The organism is Stenotrophomonas sp. STEN054 (genome assembly GCF_056854535.1).
In genome coordinates this window covers 50,525-69,689 of record NZ_JBXFWG010000002.1, presented here as the reverse complement: position 1 = coordinate 69,689, position 19,165 = coordinate 50,525, and the positions used below count along the sequence as shown (strand labels likewise).

Sequence of the window (19,165 nt, the reverse complement as noted above, 5' to 3'; positions counted from 1 at the left end):
ATTGCCTGCAACGACCGTGCCACTCCGCCGCTGTCGCGCGGTATGCGAGGGCTCCGACCGAGTTCACATTTTCACGTCAGGGGGCTACCACAGCGCGTCGCGCAGCTTGTACCAGGACATCGCCGCCACCAGCAGCGGCGTGCGCAGCAGCCGGCCGCCGGGGAACGGCGCGTGCTGCAGTCGCTGGAACACGTCCAGCCGCGCGCTCTGGCCATCGATGGCCGCGGCGATCACATCGCCGGCCAGGCCGGCGGCAGCCACGCCGTGCCCGGAAAAACCCTGGGCGAAATACAGGTTGCCGTCCAGCCGGCCCCAGTGCGGGGCACGGTTGCGGGTGATGTCCACGTAGCCGCCCCAGACCTGTTCCACGGGGACGTGGGCCAGCTGCGGGAAGATTTGGTGCATGCGCCGCTGCATCAGCCCGCGTAGTCCCGGTGGCGGCAGCGCCGAATAGCTGGCACGGCCGCCGAACAGCAGGCGGTGGTCATGGCTGAGACGGAAGTAGTCCAGCGCCCAGGCGGTGTCGGCCACCGCCATGTTGTTGCGGATCAGCTGCCGCGCACGCTCGGCGCCCAGTGGCGCGCTGGCGCCGATGTAAGTGCCGACCGGCATGATGCGGCGCTCCAGGTCCGGCAGCAGCCCCTGCAGCCAGGCATTGCCGGCCACCACCAGGTGCGCGGCACGCACACTGCCCTGCGCGGTCTGCAATGTGGCCTGCGCGCCACGCTGCACGCGGGTGACCGGCGAATTCTCGTGGATGACCACGCCGGCCACACGGGCGGCATCGGCCAGGCCGCGCGCATAGGCCAGCGGATGCAGGTGCGCACTGAGCGGATCGAACATCGCGGCGCGGTAGCGCGGGCTGTCCAGCTGCGCGTGCAGGACGTCGCGCTCCCACCACTGCATCGGATAGTCGTAATGGCGCTGCAGGTGCTCGCAGCCGGCGCGCAGGTCGCGTTCGTGGCGTGCACGGATCGCGACGCTGGCATGGCCCTCCACCCAGTGGCAGTCGATGCCGTGGCGCGCGATGCGCTGGCGCATCGACTGCACCGCCTCGCGCGACCAGTCGAACAGATGGCGGGCGTCGTCGCGGCCAAGCTGTCGTTCCAGCTCATCCACCTCGCAGCCGTAGCCCACCAGCGCCTGGCCGCCGTTGCGTCCGGACGCCCCCCAGCCGATGCGCTGCGCTTCCAGCAGCACCACGCGGTAGCCGCGCAGAGCCAGTTCCAGCGCGGCGGTCAGGCCGGTGTAACCGGCACCGAGCACTGCCACGTCGGCCTGCACATCACCGCGCAGCGGCGGCAGCGCAGCCGGTTCGGGCAGGCTGTCGGCGTACCAGCTGGGCGGGAAATCCTCGCTCACCGCTGGCCTCGCGGGCACGGGATGAAGGGGCAGGGCAGGGGCGGGCGATCATTGTTCACCAGCATAGTCTGGCCGATGCACGCAGCCGGGTGTGTGACGGCGACGACTTGCCGCCCGCGCGCCCCGGCGGTTACTTTGATGCCCAGGCCAAGGATGCCCACGCCAAGGAATTTTCCAATGCGCCGCCTGCCCTGGGTGGGCCTGCCCACCGACACTACCGTGCTTGGCCATCACCGTTGCGCGGTGGCCGGCGAGAAGTACGTGCGCGCGCTGGTCGACGCGGCCGAGGTCACCCCGCTGGTGCTGCCCAGCCTGCAGCCGGCACTGCCGGCCGACGACTGGCTGCAGGGTCTGGACGGCCTGCTGTTGACCGGCGCGGTCAGCAACATCGAGCCGCAGCACTATGAAGGGGGCCGCAGTTGGCCGGGCAACCTGCATGACCCCGCACGTGATGCCAACGCCTTCGCCCTGCTGCAGGCCGCACTGGCGCTGGACCTGCCGGTGCTGGCGATCTGCCGCGGCTTCCAGGAATTGAACGTCGCCCTGGGCGGCACCCTGCATCCGCAGGTGCATGCGGTGCCGGGGCTGGCCGACCATCGCGAGGATCCGCAGGCAGCGGTCGAGGTGCAGTACGGCCCGGCGCATGCGGTCACCCTGGCTGGCAATGGCTGGCTCGCGCAGTGGCACGGCAGCGACCACGCACAGGTCAATTCGGTGCACGGGCAGGGCATCGCCCGGCTGGCCGATGGCCTGCAGTTGGAGGCATGGGCCGGCGATGGCCTGGTCGAAGCCGCACGCAGCCGCCACCATCGTTTCGTGCTCGGCGTACAGTGGCACCCGGAGTGGCGTGTCATGCAGGCGCCGTTCTATCACGCTATTTTCCGTGCTTTCGGCCAAGCTTGCCGGCAGTACCAACAGAACCAACTGGATTCCCGATGAGTTCCCGATCTCGCCCGCGCAAGACGGCCACGCCCCCCGCACCGCAGGAAAGCAGCCTGCTGCGCTGGCTCAAGGAGCGGCGCATCACCGAGGTCGAGTGCCTGGTGCCGGACATCACCGGCAACGCGCGCGGCAAGATCATCCCGGCCGACAAGTTCTCGCACGACTACGGCACGCGCCTGCCCGAAGGCATCTTCGCCACCACGGTCACCGGTGAATTCCCCGACGATTACTACGACCTGACCTCGCCGTCGGACTCGGACATGATGCTGCGGCCCGACCCGGACACCGTGCGCATGGTGCCGTGGGCGGCCGACGCCACCGCGCAGGTCATCCATGACTGCTACACCAAGACCGGCGAACCGCACGAACTGGCCCCGCGCAACGTGCTGCGCCGCGTGCTGGCCGCCTACGCCGAACTGGGCCTGCGCCCGGTGGTCGCACCGGAGCTGGAATTCTTCCTGGTGCAGAAGAACACCGACCCGGATTTCCCGCTGCTGCCGCCGGCCGGACGCTCCGGTCGCCCGGAAACGGCGCGGCAGTCGTACTCGATCGATGCGGTCAACGAATTCGATCCCATCCTCGACCTGATGTACGACTACGCCGATGCGATGAAGCTGGACGTGGACACGCTGATCCACGAATCCGGCGCGGCGCAGCTGGAAGTCAACTTCACTCACGCCGATGCGATGGACCTGGCCGACCAGGTGTTCCTGTTCAAGCGCACCATGCGCGAGGCGGCGATGCGCCACGGCGTGTACGCGACCTTCCTGGCCAAGCCGATGGAGAACGAACCGGGCAGCGCCATGCACATCCACCAGAGCCTGGTGCGGGTGAGCGACGGCAGCAATGTGTTCACCGGCGAGACCCATGGCGAGGGCGAGTTCAGCCCGGTATTCGGCCATTACCTGGGCGGCCTGCAGAAGTACGTGCCGCAGGCGATGGCCTTCTTCGCGCCGAACGTCAATTCCTACCGGCGACTGGTGTTCGGCGAGGTCTCGCCGAGCAACGTGCATTGGGGCTATGACAACCGCACCTGCGGCCTGCGCGTGCCGCTGGACACGCCGGAGAACATGCGGGTGGAAAGCCGCTTCGCCGGTTCCGATGCCAACCCGTACCTGGCGATGGCCGCGACCCTGGCCTGCGGCCTGCTCGGCATCCGCGAGCGGCTGGCCCCGGACGCGCCAGTGACCGGCAGCGCCAAGGAGCTGGGCTACAACCTGCCGCGCTCGCTGGGCGAGGCGCTGGACGGGCTGGAACAGTGCGCCGAACTGCAGGCCCTGCTGGGCGAACGCTTCTGCCGGGCTTACATCTCGGTCAAGCGCAAGGAATACGAGACCTTTTTCCGCGTCATCAGCTCCTGGGAGCGCGAGTTCCTGCTGTTGAACGTGTGAAGGCCCGCAATTGATGAATGAGCCGCCGGGGGGTAGGCTGGCACCCGTCGCCGGCCCTGCCGGCCTCGCCCCATTCCGCATTCTGGAGCACCGATGAAGCTGCGTATCCTCACGCTCGGCCTGGCCTCCGCCATGCTTGCCGCCTGTGGCGGTGGCAACGGCGGCGCGCAGGACAGCAAGGTCCTGAACGTCTACAACTACAGCGATTACATCGCCGAGGACACCATTCCGACCTTCGAGAAGGAGAGCGGGATCAAGGTGACCTACGATGTGTTCGACAGTGACGAGATGGTCGAGACCAAGCTGCTGGCCGGCAACAGCGGCTACGACGTGGTGGTGCCGACGCTGAACTTCTTTGGCCGCCAGATCCAGGCCGGTGTGTTCCTGCCGCTGGACAAGAGCAAGATCCCGAACCTGGCCAACCTGGATCCGTCGGTGATGAAGCGCATCGCCACCCAGGACCCGGACAACAAGTACGGCGTGCCCTACATGATCGGCACCACCGGCATCGGCTACAACGTGGACATGCTGAAGGAACGTTTCGGCGGCAGCGCCGACATCGCCAACAGCTGGGACCTGGTGTTCAAGCCGGAAAACATCGCGAAGATGAAGGACTGCGGCGTGACCATCCTGGACACGCCGGCCGACATGATCCCGATCGCCCTGCATTACCTGGGCCTGGACCCGCACAGCGGCGATCCGGCCGAGCTGCAGAAGGCCGCCGACCTGCTGAAGTCGATCCGCCCGTACGTGCAGAACTTCCACTCCTCGCAGTACGTGGGTTCGCTGGCCAACGGCGGCACCTGCCTGGTGGTGGGCTGGTCGGGCGACATCATCCAGGCCCGCGACCGCGCCGAGGAAGCCAGCAATGGCGTCCACGTGGCCTACTCCATCCCGAAGGAAGGCGCACCGCAGTGGTTCGACATGCTGGCGATCCCCAAGGACGCCAAGCACCCGGAAGCGGCCTACAAGTTCATCAACTACCTGCTGGAACCGAAGGTCGCCGCGGCCAACACCAACTTCATCCACTACGCCAACCCGGTGCCGACCGCGACCCAGCTGGTGGATGAAGCGATCCGCACCGACCCGACCATCTACCCACCGGCCGACGTCGCCGAGAAGATGTTCACCTACTCGATCAACACCCCGGAAACCGACAAGCTCTACACCCGCCTGTGGACCGAAGTGAAGACCGGCAGGTAGGTGCCGACCGTTGGTCGGCACGCTTTCTGCGAGGGCCGACCAACGGTCAACCTCCACCAGGCAGAAAAACGGAGGCCAACGGCCTCCGTTTTTCTTTGCTTCTGCTCCTGCCCTGCATCCTGCCAACCGGGAACTCATCACCGGCACGCGACAAACGCTTTCACCTCACCTCCTCACTCCTTCCCCTACCGTCCCGTATGGCACCGACCACCGCCGCGACGAGACAATGACCGACCAACCCCAGCGCACCGACGCGCCCACCGAAGAAGACGCCTCCATTAAAGAGGACAAGCCTTCGCCGTTGAAGAACCCCAAGGTCCGCTGGACCCTGGCCATCATCGGCGCCGTCGTGGTCATCGCCCTGGTCGCCTGGCTCATCTACCACCTGCTGGTCGGCCGCTACCTGCAGGACACCAACAACGCCTACCTGCAGGCCGACGCCGTCGCCGTCGCCCCACGCATCAACGGCTACGTCACCGAAGTGCTGGTGCAGGACAACCAATGGGTCAAGGCCGGCGAACCGCTGCTGCGCATCGACCCGCGCACCTACCGCGCGACCCTGGACCAGGCCGAAGCGGTGATCGCCGTGCGCGAAGCCGACATCGCCGCCGCCGCCGCCGGCGTGCAGGGCCAGCAGTCCAGCCTGCTGCAGGCGCGCACGCAGCTCACCGCGGCCACCGCCTCGCTGCGCTTCGGCAAGGCCGAGCTGGCCCGCTTCACCCCGCTCGCCGCCAGCGGCGCCGACACCCACGAACACGTGGAAAGCCTGCGCCACGATGTCGAACGCGCGCAGGCCCAGTACGATGCGGCGAAGGCGCAGATCCAGGGCGCGCAGAGCCAGATCGATGCCAGCCAGGCACAGCTGGAACAGGCCAATGCCGGCCTGAAGCAGGCCCAGGCTGACGCCGCGCAGGCCCGTGTCGCCTTCGAGGACACCGAGCTGCGCGCGCGCATCGACGGCCGTGTCGGCAACAAGACCGTGCAGGTCGGTCAGTTCGTCGCCGCCGGTACCCGCACCATGACCATCGTGCCGGTTGAATCGCTGTACCTGAGCGCCAACTTCAAGGAAACCCAGGTCGGCCTGATGCGCGCCGGACAGCCGGCCGAGATCAAGGTCGACGCGCTGCCGGGCACCACCCTGCAGGGCACGGTGGAAAGCATCTCGCCCGGCACCGGCTCGCAGTTCGCGCTGCTGCCGCCGCAGAACGCCACCGGCAACTTCACCAAGGTCGTGCAGCGCGTGCCGGTACGCATCCGCGTGGATGCCGGTGCCGAGGCGCGCAAGGTGCTGGTGCCGGGCATGTCGGTGGAAGTGACTGTCGATACGCGCAATGCCAAGGATGCGCGCGAGCGCACCAAAGACGAGGCCGAGGCCACGGCCGCACCGGCGCGATGAACGCCACCACCGCCCCTGCAGCGCCCGCCGCCGACGGCAAGGCCGATGCCGGCGCGTGGCTGGCCGTGGCGGCCGGCACCATCGGTTCGTTCATGGCCACGCTGGACATCTCCATCGTCAACGCGGCGCTGCCGACCATCCAGGGCGAGGTCGGCGCCAGCGGCACCGAAGGCACCTGGATCTCCACCGCCTTCCTGGTCTCGGAAATCGTGATGATTCCGCTGACCGGCTGGTTCGTGCGTACGCTGGGCCTGCGCACCTTCCTGCTGATCTGCGCCACGCTGTTCACTGCGTTCTCGGTGATGTGCGGCCTGGCCGATTCGCTGCCGATGATGATCGCCGGCCGGGTAGGGCAGGGCTTTGCCGGCGGCGCGCTGATTCCCACCGCGCTGACCATCGTCGGCACGCGGCTGCCACCGAAGCAGCAGCCGCTGGGCACCGCGCTGTTCGGCATGACCGTCATCCTCGGCCCGGTGATCGGCCCGCTGCTGGGTGGCTGGCTGACCGAGAACGTCAGCTGGCACTACGCGTTCTTCATCAACGTGCCGATCTGCGCAGGCCTGGTTGCCTTGCTGCTGCTCGGCCTGCCGCATGAGAAATCGAACTGGGGCGGGCTGCTGCGCGCGGACTGGCTGGGCATCATCGGCATGACCGCCGGCCTGTCCGCGCTGACCGTGGTACTGGAAGACGGCCAGCGCGAGCGCTGGTTCGAATCGACGATGATCGTGGTGCTCAGCCTCGTCTCGCTGCTGGGGTTTGCCCTGCTCGCGCTTTCGCAGTTCACCAGCAAGGCGCCGGTCATCCGCCTCAACATCCTGTTCCAGCGCAGTTTCGGCGCGGTGTTCGTGATGGTGATGGCGGTGGGCATGATCCTGTTCGGGGTCATGTACATGATCCCGCAGTTCCTGGCGATCATCGCCGGCTACAACACCGAGCAGGCCGGCTACGTGCTGCTGCTGGCCGGCCTGCCGACCATCCTGCTGATGCCGTTGATGCCGAAGATGCTGGAAACGGTGGACGTGCGCATCATGGTGTTCGGCGGCATGCTGTGCTTCGCCGCCGCCTGCTTCGTCAATCTCGGGCTGACCCCGGACAGCATCGGCCCGCACTTCGTCATCGGCCAGCTGCTGCAGGGCTGCGGCCTGGCGCTGGCGATGATGGCGCTGAACCAGGCGGCCATCACCTCGGTGCCGCGCGAATACACCAGCGATGCCTCGGGCCTGTTCAACGCCGCGCGCAACCTTGGCGGCTCGATCGGCCTGGCCATCATTTCCACGTTCCAGGAACGCCGCGCCACCCTGCACATCGATGCGATCGGCAGCAGCGTCACCGCCAATTCGACCATCGCCCAGGACGCGCTGCACGCCTATGGCCAGCAGCTGGGCGATCCCACGCAGGCGATGGCGGTGCTGGCGCAGACGGTGCAGATGCAGGCGATGGTGATGGCCTACAACGACCTGTTCTGGATCTTCGGCCTGATCGTGGTGGCGACCCTGCCGCTGGTGTTCCTGCTCAAGCCCCTGCCCAAGGGCGTTCCATTGGCGATGCACTGATGACTTTGACGACCTTCACCACCTCCCTTCGCCCGCACCGCCTGTGGCCGGCCACGCTGCCGCTGCTGCTGGCCGGCTGCATGCTGGGCCCGGATTACGTGAAGCCGGACGTGGCCACCGGCGCCACCGCGCAGGCACGACTGCCGCGTGCCGCGCAGGCCGACGTGCAGCCGGCCACGCCGCCCAGCCAGTGGTGGCGCGCGCTGAATGATCCGCTGCTGGACCAGCTGGTGGACGAGGCACTGCGCAACAGCCCCAACCTGCGTGCCGCCCAGGCCAAGCTGCTGGCGTCGCGCGCGCTGCAGCGCCAGCGACGCGCCGAGCAGCTGCCCAGCGTGGGTGCCGTCGCCGGCTATGCGAACGTCAACGCGCCCGATGCGCTTGAAAACAGCGTGCGTGGCCTCGGCGAGAACATCGCCGGGGTGGCCGAGGCCAACGGTCGCCCGCAGGAGGCGGCGCAGCTGCGCCAGCAGTTTGCCGATATCGACCTGGATACCGAGCTGTACGTGGCCGGCTTTGATGCCAGCTGGGAGCTGGACCTGTTTGGTCGCCGTCGTCGCGCGGCCGAGCAGGCCGCCGCCGAAGCCGAGGCCAATGCCGCAGCGCTGGCCGATGCGCAGGTGCAGCTGGTGGCCGAGCTGGCGCAGGTCTACCTGGGCTACCGCAGCAGCCGCGAACGCATCGCCCTGGCCGAAGTCAATCTGCGCGCCGCCGATGACAGCCTGCAACTGACCCGACAACGCCGCGAGCGCGGCGCCGATTCGGATCTGCAGGTCGAACGCGCGCAGGCCCAGCGCGAGCAGCAGCGGGCCGCGCTGCCGCCACTGCAGGCACAGGCCGACGAGGCGCGTGACGTGCTGGCGCTGATGGTCGGCCGTGAGCCCGGTGCGCTGGACGCGCGGCTGGCCGCTGACCAGCCGTTGCCGGTGCTGCCGGCCAGCGTGCCGGTGGATGACGCGGGCGCGCTGATCCAGCGCAGGCCGGATGTGCGCAAGGCCGAGCGTGAGCTGGCGGCCTCCTCGGCGCAGATCGGCCAGGCGATCTCGGCCTACTTCCCGCAGGTGACCCTGCTGGGCAGCATCGGTGCCGGTGCCACCTCGATTTCCGACCTCGGGCCGGACTCTGCGGCCACCATCGTCGCCCCGTTCCTGCGCTGGTCGCTGTTCGATTTCGGGGTGAACAAGGCGCGGGTGGCGCAGGCCCGGGCCGGCAACGAGGCGCGGCTGGCGGCCTATGAGGGCACGGTGCTGGCCGCGCTGCAGGACGCAAACACCGCGCTGGCCCGGTTCGGTGCCGCCCGCCAGCAGCTGCAGGCCAGCCTGCGCGCCGAGGTCTCGGCGGACCGCTCGCTGGCCCTGATGCTGCAGCGCCGGCAGGCCGGTGCCACCTCGCAGATCGACCTGCTGGACGTGCAGCGACAGCGCCTGCAGGCCCAGGATGCCGCCGCCCAGGCTCGCCTGCAGCTGCTGGTGCGCTACGTGGCCCTGCAGAAGAGCCTGGGCCTGGGCTGGCAGGACGCCCCGCCGGTGGCCGCGCGGTGATGCATTCCGCCGGGCATGGCCCGGCGCTACCAGAACGATTCCTGTCGGCACTGTTCACGCCGCCGCGCACCCCGGTAGCGCCGGGCCACGCCCGGCGAGCGCTGCGGCCAGACGCCCACCGGCCCGGTAGGTGCCGACCGTTGGTCGGCACGCATTTGCGCCCCCCGGCCGGTAGAATGGCCACCGCTGTCCACCGCCGCTCCCGGAGCCCCCATGCCCGTTGAAGCCCAGCCGGAAGCCGCCGTCGTCGATGCGAACGGTGCACCCGGCTATCTCTCCATTCGTGACCTGCGCAAGGAATTCGATGGCTTCGTCGCCGTCGACGACGTCAACCTGGACGTGCGCAAGGGCGAGATCTTCGCCCTGCTCGGTGGCTCGGGCAGCGGCAAATCGACCCTGCTGCGCTGCCTGGGCGGCTTCGAGACGCCCACCAAGGGCAGCATCACCCTCGATGGCCAGCGCCTGGATGCGCTGCCGCCGTACCAGCGGCCGGTCAACATGATGTTCCAGTCCTACGCCCTGTTCCCGCACATGACAGTCGAGCAGAACATCGCCTTCGGCCTGAAGCAGGACGGCCTGGCCAAGGACGCGATCAACAAGCGCGTGGGCGAGATGCTCGACCTGGTGCAGATGGTCCACCTCGGCAAGCGCAAGCCGCACCAGCTCTCCGGCGGCCAGCAGCAGCGCGTGGCGCTGGCGCGGTCGCTGGCCAAAGGGCCCAAGCTGCTGCTGCTGGACGAACCGATGGGCGCGCTGGACAAGAAGCTGCGCTCGCAGATGCAGCTGGAACTGGTCAGCATCATCGAATCGTCGGGCGTGACCTGCGTGATGGTCACCCACGACCAGGAAGAGGCCATGACCATGGCTACCCGCATTGCAGTGATGGATGCCGGCTGGATCCAGCAGGTCGGCAAGCCCGATGAGGTCTACGAGCAGCCGGCCAACCGCTTCGTCGCCGGCTTCATCGGCTCGGTCAACCTGTTTGAAGGTGTCATCGACGAGGACCTGCCGGAGTACGCAACCGTGCGCTCGCCACTGTTCCCGGCACCGGTCTACATCGCCCACGGCATCACCTGCTACGAAGGGCAGCCGGTTGCGTTCGCACTGCGCCCGGAAAAGGTGATGATCGGCAAGGACGAGCCGGAAGCGCCGACCAACAAGGCGCAGGGCGTGATCGAGGACATTGCCTATTTCGGCAGCCATTCGGTCTACCACGTGCGCCTGCCCAGCGGCGCCAAGGTGCTGGCCAACTTCGCCAACTCGCAGCGCTGGGCCAGCGATGGCCTGACCTGGGGCGATGAGGTGTGGGTGCACTGGCGCGACAACGACGGCGTGGTGCTGACCTCATGAACGCGGCCGGCCTGAAGCGCTGGCTGCCGGGCACGCGTGCCACGGTCATCGGCATTCCCTCCCTGTGGCTGCTGCTGTTCTTCGCGTTGCCGTTCCTGATCGTGCTGATGATCAGCTTCTCGCACAGCCGGGTCGGCTCGCCGCCGTATACCTGGCTGCTGCAGTACGTGGATGGCGCGTTCTCGCTCAAGCTCAACCTCGAGAATTACCTGGCGCTGTTCCGCGATTCGATCTATGCCCAGGCCTTCCTGAGCTCGATCAAGATCGCGGCGATCTCCACCTTCCTCACCCTGCTGATCGGCTACCCGATGGCCTACGCCATCGCGCGCCTGTCGCCGGCCGCGCGCAACGTGGCGATGATGCTGGTGGTGCTGCCGTCGTGGACCTCGTTCCTGATCCGCGTCTATGCGTGGAAGGCGATCCTGGACCGCAACGGCCTGCTCGACCAGTTTTTGCAGTTCAGCGGCCTGCAGTCGCTGATGACCAGCATGGGCCTGCCCAAGCTGCAGCTGATCGACACCCCGACTGCGGCGTATATCGGCATCGTCTACTGCTACCTGCCGTTCATGGTGCTGCCGCTGTACGCCAACCTGGTCAAGCATGACAACCGCCTGCTGGAAGCGGCCTACGATCTCGGCGCCAAGCCGTGGCAGGCGTTCCTGCGCATCACCCTGCCGTTGTCCAAGGCCGGCATCATCGCCGGCTGCATGCTGGTGATGATCCCGGCGGTGGGCGAGTTCGTGATCCCGGAAATGCTCGGTGGCTCGGAAACGCTGATGGTCGGCCGCCAGCTGTGGAACGAGTTCTTCAACAACCGCAACTGGCCGGGTGCCTCGGCGATGGCGGTGGCGATGATCCTGTTGCTGCTGGTGCCGATCCTGTGGTTCAACCGTTCCCAGCAGCGCCTGCTGGAAGGGAAGCAGGCATGAGCCCGCGTAGCGCAAAAGGCCTGGGCCTGGGCGTGCTGCTGCTCGGCTTCGCCTTCCTGTACCTGCCGATCCTGCTGCTGATGTTCTATTCGTTCAACAGTTCGCGGCTGGCGATGGTCTGGGCCGGGTTCTCCACGCGCGCCTACAGCGACCTGTTCGCTGACCGCGCGCTGATGGATGCGATGTGGACCAGCCTGGTGGTGGCGTTCTGGACCGCCTGCACCGCGACCGTGCTGGGCACGCTGGCGGCGATGGTGATGACCCGCTTCCGCCGTTTCCGCGGCAAGCAGGTGTTCGGTGCGCTGGTCACCGCGCCGCTGGTGATGCCCGATGTGATCCTCGGCTTCTCGCTGATGGCGCTGCTGGCGTCGATGGGCGCCATCCCCGGCTTCCCCGCACGTGGCCTGGCCACCATCTGGATCGCCCACGTCACCTTCACCCTGTGCTTCGTCACCGTGGTGGTGTCCTCGCGCCTGCAGGAAATGGATCTCTCGCTGGAAGAGGCGGCGATGGATCTCGGCGCCAGCCGCCTGACCGTGTTCGGCCGCATCACGCTGCCGATCATCGCCCCGGCGCTGGTGGCCGGTTGGCTGCTGGCCTTCACCCTGTCGCTGGATGACGTGGTGGTGGCCAGCTTCGTTGCCACGCCGGGCTCGACCACGCTGCCGATGAAGGTGTTCGCCTCGGTGCGCATGGGCATCAGCCCTAAGATCAACGCGCTGGCGACCCTGCTGGTGTCGGCGGTATCGGTGGCCGCGGTAATCGGCTGGTACATCAACGCGCGTGCCGAGAAACGGCGCCAGCGCGACCTGCAGCTGGCCCGCCAGGACAACGGCTGAGGCCCGCACGCCGCCGCCATGCGGCGGCAACACCCGGCTCACGGGTGCCGGCGCAGACTGGGGATCTGCCTGATGGAGATTCCCCATGACCGTCGAAATCGTCAACCCGGCCACCGGCCAGGTCACCTACCGCCATGAACTGCTCGGCGCGGCCGACATCGAGCAGCGCCTGCAGGCCGCCGCCGAGGCGTTCCCCGTCTGGGCCGACCGCTCCCTGCAGGATCGCGGCGCCATCCTCAAGAGCATCGCCGCCCAGCTGCGCGCACGCCGCGGTGACCTGCAGCAGGCAATGACCGGCGAGATGGGCAAACTGAAGGCCGAGGCCTTGGCCGAGGTCGAAAAATGCGCGGCCGCCTGCGAGTTCTACGCCGACCATGCCGCGGATTACCTGAAGCCGCAGATCATCGACACCGAGGCGCAGCGCAGCTACGTTCGCTACGAGCCGATCGGCTGCGTGTTCGCGGTGATGCCGTGGAATTTCCCGATCTGGCAGGTGTTCCGTTTCCTGGCTCCGGCGTTCATGGCGGGCAATGTGGCCCTGCTCAAGCACGCCAGCAACGTACCGCAATGCGCCGACCTGATTCTGGCGGTGTGCCGTGACGGCGGCCTGCCGGTGGGTGTGTTCGATGTGCTGCACATCGACAATGACCAGGCCGCCGAGGTGCTGCGCGACGCGCGGGTAAAGGCGGTGACCTTGACCGGCAGCGAGCGGGCAGGGCGCTCGATTGCCTCCAATGCCGGCAGCCAGCTGAAGAAATCGGTGATGGAGCTTGGCGGCAGCGATGCCTTCGTGGTGCTTGAAGATGCCGACCTGGACAAGACCGTCGCCGCGGCCGTGAAGTCGCGCTTCGACAACAGCGGACAGACCTGCATCGCGGCCAAGCGCTTCATCGTGGTCGAGGCGGTGGCCGATGCATTCACCCAGCGCTTCGTCGACGCCGCCAGCCAGCGCCAGTACGGTGATCCCAACGACGGCGCCACCACGCTGGCACCGATGGCCCGTGGCGACCTGCGCGACGAGCTGCACAAGCAGGTGCAGGCCAGTGTGGCCAAGGGCGCGCGCGTCCTGGCAGGCGGCGAGCCGATTGCAGGAACCCACGCGGGCTATCCGGCCACGGTGCTCGACCAGGTGGGCCCAGGCATGCCTGCCTACGACGAGGAACTGTTCGGGCCGGTCGCGGCGGTGATCCGGGTCAAGGACGAAGCCGAGGCGCTGCGCGTGGCCAATGACACCCGCTTCGGGCTGGGCGGCAGCGTATGGACCGGTGACGTGGTGCGCGGCGAGCGCTTCGCCCAGCGCATGGAATGTGGCGCGGCCTTCGTCAACGCCATCGTCAAGAGCGATGCGCGGCTGCCGTTCGGCGGCAGCAAGGAATCGGGCTTCGGCCGCGAACTGGCCGACCACGGCATCCATGAGTTCATGAACATCAAGACCGTCTACGTGGCCTGATGAATCATCCCGACGCGCCACGACCAACGGTCGTGGCCTACCGGTCTGGTAGGTATCGACCGTTGGTCGATACGCCCTACAACCACTTCGCGCGCTTGAACAACCGGTACAGCCCCACGCACACCGCGGCCACGCCGACGATCATCACCGGGTAGGACCACGGCTGGTTGAGCTCGGGCATGTGGCTGAAGTTCATGCCGTACCAGCTGGTGATCAGGGTAGGCGCGGCCAGCAGTGCCGCCCACGCACCCAGGCGCTTCACCGTCTCCCCCTGCGCCAGCGTCACCAGCGACAGGTTCACGCTCAGCGCCGTGCCCAGCATCTCGCGCAGGGTGTCGATCACATCGCTGATGCGCGCGGCGTGGTCGTGCACGTCGCGCACGTACAGCTTCACTTCGTCGGGAATCAGGTCGCCCTGGTAGCGGCGCAGCTGCGCCAGTACGTCCTGCAGCGGCGCCACCGCCATGCGCATCTTGTTCAGTTCGCGCTTGAGCTCGTACAGGCGCGTCACCGTGCTGCGCTTGTAGGTCTCGGCGAAGATGTCCTTCTCCAGCAGGTCCAGCGTGTCGCGGAAGCGGGTGGTGATCGGCAGGTAGTTGTCCACCACGAAATCGGCCACCGCGTACAGGCAGTACGACGCCCCCATCTTCAGCAGCTGCGGCTCGCGTTCCACCCGCGCGCGCACCGGCGCGTAGGACAGCGATGCGCCATGGCGCACGGTCACCAGGAAGCGCGGGCCGAGGAAGGCGTGGGTTTCACCGTACTGGATGCGCTCGTCGACCATCTGCGCGGTGGTCATCACCACGAACAGCGAGTTGCCGTAGGCCTCGGCCTTGGGGCGCTGGTGCGCGTTGCGCGCATCCTCGATGGCCAGGTCGTGCAGGCAGAACTCTTCCTGCAGTTTCAGCAGCACGTCGTCGTTGGGATCGAACAGGCCTACCCAGACGAAGCCGTTGCCGCTGGCGATCACATCGCTGATGGCATCCAGGCTGATGTCGTGGCGCTTGCCCTGGTCATCGTAGTGGACGCAGTTGATGACGCAGGCGGGGTTGTCCGATGCGGGTGCGGAAGCGGAGGCGGGCAATGACATGCCCGCCATCCTGCGTCAGCGGGGTGTTTCCGACAAGTGAGGACGACGCGCCAGCACCCAGGCCAACGCGACGTGTATCGGCAGCAGCAGTACGATCCACTGCACGTTGTACTGCGCCTGCAGGCTCAGCCAGTGCAGCACCAGCGCCGCCATGGACTGTGCGGCCAGCAGCCACAGCACGATGCTGAACATGCGTCCCGGCACGCGCCGGCGCAGCAGGGCGATGGCGCCCGGCAGCAGCAGCACCGCCAGCGGCGAGAGCAGCAGCAGGTTGCGGTTGGCCCACGCGGCGTAGTGGATGCTGAAGCCCCACAGGAACACCAGCACGCCACCGAACAGGGCGCACAGCAGCCAGAACGGCAGGGCGATGCCGGCCAGCAGGCGCGGGCGGCTGCGCAGGGCCAGCACGCCGGCGGCGATCACCAGGCCGCACAGCAGCCACGGCCACCAGCGCCGCGCGAATTCCTTCGGCTCGGGATCGATGCGGTGCGGCAGCAGTTCCTGCTCGCTCTGCACCAGCGGCCGGCCATCGCTGTTGCGCACCTGGCGCAATGCATCGGCCAGGCGCATCGGCACGAAGGCTTCCTGCCAGCGCGACAGCGGCTGGTCGGCGAACGGACCGAGGCCGACGTCGAAGCCCAGCCACATCCACGGCGCCGGCGATGCCAGGCGCACCGATTCGCTGCGGTAGGTGTTGCCGCGCGAACGCCCGGACAGTTGCGCATGCAGGCCGCCATCCAGTGCCTTGTCGAGGGTGTCGCGCACCATCGTGGCGCAGTTGGCGGTGTAGTAGTCGTAGTGGTAGCGCGCGTTTTCCGGCTTGGCCCGTTCGGCCAGGCCGGCGGCCAGGGCACGCGCCTGGTCCGGGCGCAGGTCCAGCCACTGCACGCTGGCACCACGGCCGGTCTCGTCGTAGTACGACAGGTCCTGCTGCAGCGGCAGTGCCACCAGGTAATACATCATGTCGCCGCGTGCGAAGCGGCTGATGAAATCATCCTCGGACGGATCGAAATAGCCGAAGTTGTACGAGATCGCCTCGCCGCTGACCGGGTCGAGCACTACGATGGCATCGTGGCCAAAACGCTCGAAGAAAACCGTGCCCGGCTGCATGGTCACCACGCCAATACGCGGCGCCGGTGCCTCCTGCGGGGCGGCGGCATCGGCGGCCGGCGTGGCAGCCATGGCCTGCGCGAAGGCCGCCTGTGGCAGGGCCATGGCCAGCACGCACAGTGCCAGCCACACACTCAGGATCAGGCCCCGGCGCTTCAAGCGTCGTCCTGCTCGTCCGGCGGCAGCACCGTCACATGGAAGGCCTGCACCCGGCGCGCATCGGCGCGTGCCACGCGGAACATGAAGCGGTCCAGCGCCAGCTCGTCGCCCACTTCGGGCAGGTGGCCGATCGCTTCGGTCACCAGGCCGCCGATGGTGTCGTAGTCCTCGTCGGAGAACGTGGCACCGAAACGCTCGTTGAAATCGCCGATCGCGGTCAGCGCATCGACCACATAGCGGCCGTCGGCCTGGATGGCGATCTGCGCCGACTGGTCCTCGGCCTCGTCATGCTCGTCGTCGATCTCGCCGACGATCTGTTCCAGCACGTCCTCGATGGTGACCAGGCCGGCGACACCGCCGTACTCGTCCACCACCATGGCCATGTGGTTGCGCGACAGGCGGAACTCCTTCAGCAGCACGTTGAGCTTCTTTGCCTCGGGGATCAGCACCGCCGGGCGCAGCAGCTCGCGCACGTTGGCCGGGCCGTTGTCGGCGACCACGCCGCGCAGCAGGTCCTTGGCCAGCAGGATGCCAAGGATGTCGTCCTTGTTCTCGCCGTGCACCGGGAAGCGTGAGTGGCCCGATTCGACGACCTGTTTCATCAGGTCCAGGAACGGCGCTTCGACCGGCAGAGAGACCATCTGCGAGCGCGAGATCATCACGTCGCCCACGGTCAGCTCGGCCACCGAAATGGCGCCTTCCATCATCTTCAGGGTATCGGCGGCGATCAGACCCTCTTCCTGCGCGGTGTGCAGGACAGCGACCAGCTCGTCGCGGGTATGGGGTTCGCCGGAGAAGGCGGAGGTCAGGCGTTCAAGCCAGCCGCGCTTCTTTTCATGGGGCTCCTGGGAGGAGCTACTACTGTCGTCTTCAGACATCTCTGGAAAAAGGGCACCCGGCAAGCCGGGCGTTGTCCCCAGTCTAGCAGGATGTGGGTGCCTTTCAGTGACCGCCGTCGGCGGCTTCCGGAACCTCGTCCTCGGCCGGCAGATCCAGGCTGTAGGTGCAGCCGGCCAGGGTCTTGCCGGGGTGGCTGGCGACCGTGGACACGCTGAGGATGATCGACTCGATCTGGGCCTCGCCGGTCCTGGGGTCGGTCACGTCGCGGCTGACCACCTCGCGGCCGGCCATGAACTTGCCGTCCTGGTCGTAGCCGGTCTCCAGTGCCAGGCGCTTGGCCAGCGGGTGCGGGTCGGCCTGGTCCAGCACGGCCATGACGCTGGCACCGGCCAGGGCTATCCGTTCGGTCTGTTGGCCGAACACGGTGATCGGATTGGCCAGGCGGAACTCGGTCATGAACTGGTTGCCCTGCGGCAGCGGCTGCAGGCCCTGGCCCACGGCCTTCAGCGGGTCGGCCAGCAGCGGTGCCAGCGCGGCATGCTCGGCCACGCCCTGGCGGCATTCGATCAGCGCCGGCAGGTCCAGCGGGGCGGCCGAAGCGGGGGCGGCGAGGGAGGCGAACAGCAGGGGCAGGGCAGTACGCAGCAGCACAGGCAGGAGATCCGCGATGAAGGATGCCCGGACATGGTAGCGGCGGCGGACGGCGACTGCGACCGGGCAAGCCGGCTCAGGGCGGGACCACCGTTGTGCCCGGTGGCAACCATGCAATCCTGACCGGGAAGCCCAGCTTCAGCTGCAGCTGGCCGATGGCGGCGGCCGCGGTTGCGCGCTGGGCAGGGGTATCCCGCAGCATCAGTTCCAGCTGCCCGGTACGGACATCCGGGCTTGAGCCGAACAGGTCTGGGAACAGCTGGCTCATCCAGCTGCGTTGCTCTGCCAGCCGGTGCTGCATTTCTGCCTCGGTCAGTGCCGCGCCAGTGCGGTAGTGCACGTGCTGTAGGCCCAGCGGCCCCGCGTACTGCTCGTCGGCCTGGGGCGCGGTGCCGGTCAGGCGCACGAAGATGTGCCAGCCCACGTTGTTGTCGACCCAGACACCGGGCAAGCGCGCGGCGTGGCGCGCCTGCAGGCGTTCGATCAGATCGCCCTGCTGGGCGGTCGCGACGACTTCCCGAAGAGGGGCGTCGTCGCCGCCGAAGAAGGCCTGCAGTTCGGCTACCTTGGCCGCGATGTCTGCCGGGGCGTCGCTGGCAGGCACGGGTGAGGGTCGGTCGGTGTCGGGCATCAGCCTGCCTGCCGCGGACAGCACGGCCAGCAGGGGCGCCAGAAGTAGCGCGGTGAGGGAATTCATCGGCCCACGGACCAGAGAGGCCGCAGTGGCATCAACCCCGCGCTGCCAGCCGCACCCGCGCCCATGCCGCCTGCACTGCACCCCTGACCAGCGCCCGCAGCGCCATCAGCGGCAGGGTGATGACCACCAAAGCCAGGAACAGGTGGATCAGCCCAGCCATGAGCCCGGCCACGAGCTGCACATAGGTCAGCTCCAGCGTCGTCAACCATGGACCCCCGCCGTGACGGCCGCGGACCCACATGTAAATGACGGCAAGTGCGAACAGTGCGAGCAGCTGTGCCCGGGTCGCCCTGAAAAACGGCAGGCTCTCGCTTTCACGCCGCAGGCGGCACAGCACGAGCACTCGCCAGCTGATTGGCGCGGCGAACGCGCCGATCAGTACCAGCGGCAGTGCGGACAGCGTCAGAGCGTTGCGGGCCTGCGCCGGAAGGAGGTCGTAGGGCAGATGCGGCGCAGCCATGCTGATGCCCATCCCTGCCAGCAGACTGATGGGCGACGCCAGCGCCAGCGTACACAGCAGCCAGTGCCGGCCATCGGGGTGGCGGGCACCGATGCAGTGCAACACATCCAGTCCCACCACCGTCATCAGAAGGCAGGCCGTCATGACCAGTGTGAGTGCGAGATAGCCCGACATCATCCATGTGTCCTCGGGAAGCAGCGGA

The 19,165-nt window shown here is 67.8% G+C and carries 17 protein-coding genes; 10 read left to right on the top strand and 7 right to left on the bottom strand.

The features are described from left to right. Positions 1 to 84: 84 nt before the first annotated feature. The gene (locus tag AC1VXD_RS01205; RefSeq protein WP_482990472.1) at positions 85 to 1,362 is read right to left on the bottom strand and encodes an NAD(P)/FAD-dependent oxidoreductase; all 1,278 of its coding nucleotides are present in this window, start codon (positions 1,360 to 1,362) and stop codon (positions 85 to 87) included. 177 nt (positions 1,363 to 1,539) lie between these two features. Here AC1VXD_RS01205 and AC1VXD_RS01200 point away from each other — a divergent pair, with 177 nt between their 5' ends. The 10 genes from AC1VXD_RS01200 (at position 1,540) to AC1VXD_RS01155 (ending at position 13,956) form a co-directional block, all read left to right on the top strand. Further along, positions 1,540 to 2,301 carry a gamma-glutamyl-gamma-aminobutyrate hydrolase family protein gene (locus tag AC1VXD_RS01200; protein WP_482990471.1) on the top strand — a complete coding sequence of 254 codons (762 nt, stop codon included), beginning with the start codon at positions 1,540 to 1,542 and terminating at the stop codon, positions 2,299 to 2,301. Then, entirely contained in the window at positions 2,298 to 3,695 is a 1,398-nt protein-coding gene (locus AC1VXD_RS01195; RefSeq protein WP_482990470.1) for a glutamine synthetase family protein, read from the top strand. Before AC1VXD_RS01200 ends, AC1VXD_RS01195 begins: the two co-directional genes overlap by 4 nt. A 93-nt stretch (positions 3,696 to 3,788) precedes the next feature. Beyond that, on the top strand, positions 3,789 to 4,898 hold the full coding sequence (locus AC1VXD_RS01190; RefSeq protein WP_482990469.1) for a polyamine ABC transporter substrate-binding protein: 1,110 nt from the start codon (positions 3,789 to 3,791) through the stop codon (positions 4,896 to 4,898). A 226-nt stretch (positions 4,899 to 5,124) separates the two neighbouring features. Beyond that, positions 5,125 to 6,294, top strand: a complete 1,170-nt coding sequence (locus AC1VXD_RS01185; protein ID WP_482990468.1) for an HlyD family secretion protein — start codon at positions 5,125 to 5,127, stop codon at positions 6,292 to 6,294. Beyond that, positions 6,291 to 7,847, top strand: a complete 1,557-nt coding sequence (locus tag AC1VXD_RS01180) for a DHA2 family efflux MFS transporter permease subunit (RefSeq protein WP_482990467.1) — start codon at positions 6,291 to 6,293, stop codon at positions 7,845 to 7,847. Before AC1VXD_RS01185 ends, AC1VXD_RS01180 begins: the two co-directional genes overlap by 4 nt. Beyond that, complete coding sequence (locus AC1VXD_RS01175; RefSeq protein ID WP_482990466.1) at positions 7,847 to 9,388, top strand: efflux transporter outer membrane subunit; 1,542 nt, start codon at positions 7,847 to 7,849, stop codon at positions 9,386 to 9,388. Before AC1VXD_RS01180 ends, AC1VXD_RS01175 begins: the two co-directional genes overlap by 1 nt. 213 nt (positions 9,389 to 9,601) lie before the next feature. Beyond that, complete coding sequence (locus tag AC1VXD_RS01170; RefSeq protein WP_482990465.1) at positions 9,602 to 10,738, top strand: ABC transporter ATP-binding protein; 1,137 nt, start codon at positions 9,602 to 9,604, stop codon at positions 10,736 to 10,738. After that, positions 10,735 to 11,667: an ABC transporter permease subunit gene (locus tag AC1VXD_RS01165; RefSeq protein WP_482990464.1), complete on the top strand. Its 933-nt coding sequence runs from the start codon at positions 10,735 to 10,737 to the stop codon at positions 11,665 to 11,667. The genes AC1VXD_RS01170 and AC1VXD_RS01165 overlap by 4 nt, the downstream gene beginning before the upstream one ends. Then, complete coding sequence (locus tag AC1VXD_RS01160) at positions 11,664 to 12,506, top strand: ABC transporter permease subunit (RefSeq protein ID WP_108768374.1); 843 nt, start codon at positions 11,664 to 11,666, stop codon at positions 12,504 to 12,506. Before AC1VXD_RS01165 ends, AC1VXD_RS01160 begins: the two co-directional genes overlap by 4 nt. A gap of 85 nt (positions 12,507 to 12,591) precedes the next feature. Beyond that, on the top strand, positions 12,592 to 13,956 hold the full coding sequence (locus tag AC1VXD_RS01155; protein ID WP_482990463.1) for an NAD-dependent succinate-semialdehyde dehydrogenase: 1,365 nt from the start codon (positions 12,592 to 12,594) through the stop codon (positions 13,954 to 13,956). A 76-nt stretch (positions 13,957 to 14,032) separates the two neighbouring features. On the opposite strand, the gene AC1VXD_RS01150 is transcribed toward AC1VXD_RS01155, so the two are convergent. The 6 genes from AC1VXD_RS01150 to AC1VXD_RS01125 all read right to left on the bottom strand — a co-directional run bounded on the left by AC1VXD_RS01150 (position 14,033) and on the right by AC1VXD_RS01125 (position 19,140). Then, positions 14,033 to 15,055, bottom strand: coding sequence for a magnesium and cobalt transport protein CorA (locus AC1VXD_RS01150; protein WP_482990462.1), 1,023 nt, complete (start codon positions 15,053 to 15,055; stop codon positions 14,033 to 14,035). 6 nt (positions 15,056 to 15,061) lie between these two features. Beyond that, on the bottom strand, positions 15,062 to 16,315 hold the full coding sequence (locus tag AC1VXD_RS01145; protein ID WP_482990461.1) for a lipoprotein N-acyltransferase Lnb domain-containing protein: 1,254 nt from the start codon (positions 16,313 to 16,315) through the stop codon (positions 15,062 to 15,064). Further along, the gene (locus AC1VXD_RS01140; protein WP_482990460.1) at positions 16,312 to 17,193 is read right to left on the bottom strand and encodes an HlyC/CorC family transporter; all 882 of its coding nucleotides are present in this window, start codon (positions 17,191 to 17,193) and stop codon (positions 16,312 to 16,314) included. Before AC1VXD_RS01140 ends, AC1VXD_RS01145 begins: the two co-directional genes overlap by 4 nt. A 64-nt stretch (positions 17,194 to 17,257) precedes the next feature. Beyond that, positions 17,258 to 17,806 (bottom strand): hypothetical protein, encoded by a 549-nt coding sequence (locus AC1VXD_RS01135; RefSeq protein WP_482990459.1) that lies wholly within the window; start codon positions 17,804 to 17,806, stop codon positions 17,258 to 17,260. A 76-nt stretch (positions 17,807 to 17,882) separates the two neighbouring features. After that, positions 17,883 to 18,503 carry a hypothetical protein gene (locus AC1VXD_RS01130; protein ID WP_482990458.1) on the bottom strand — a complete coding sequence of 207 codons (621 nt, stop codon included), beginning with the start codon at positions 18,501 to 18,503 and terminating at the stop codon, positions 17,883 to 17,885. A gap of 31 nt (positions 18,504 to 18,534) precedes the next feature. Beyond that, entirely contained in the window at positions 18,535 to 19,140 is a 606-nt protein-coding gene (locus AC1VXD_RS01125; RefSeq protein WP_482990457.1) for a hypothetical protein, read from the bottom strand. Positions 19,141 to 19,165 lie beyond the last annotated feature (25 nt).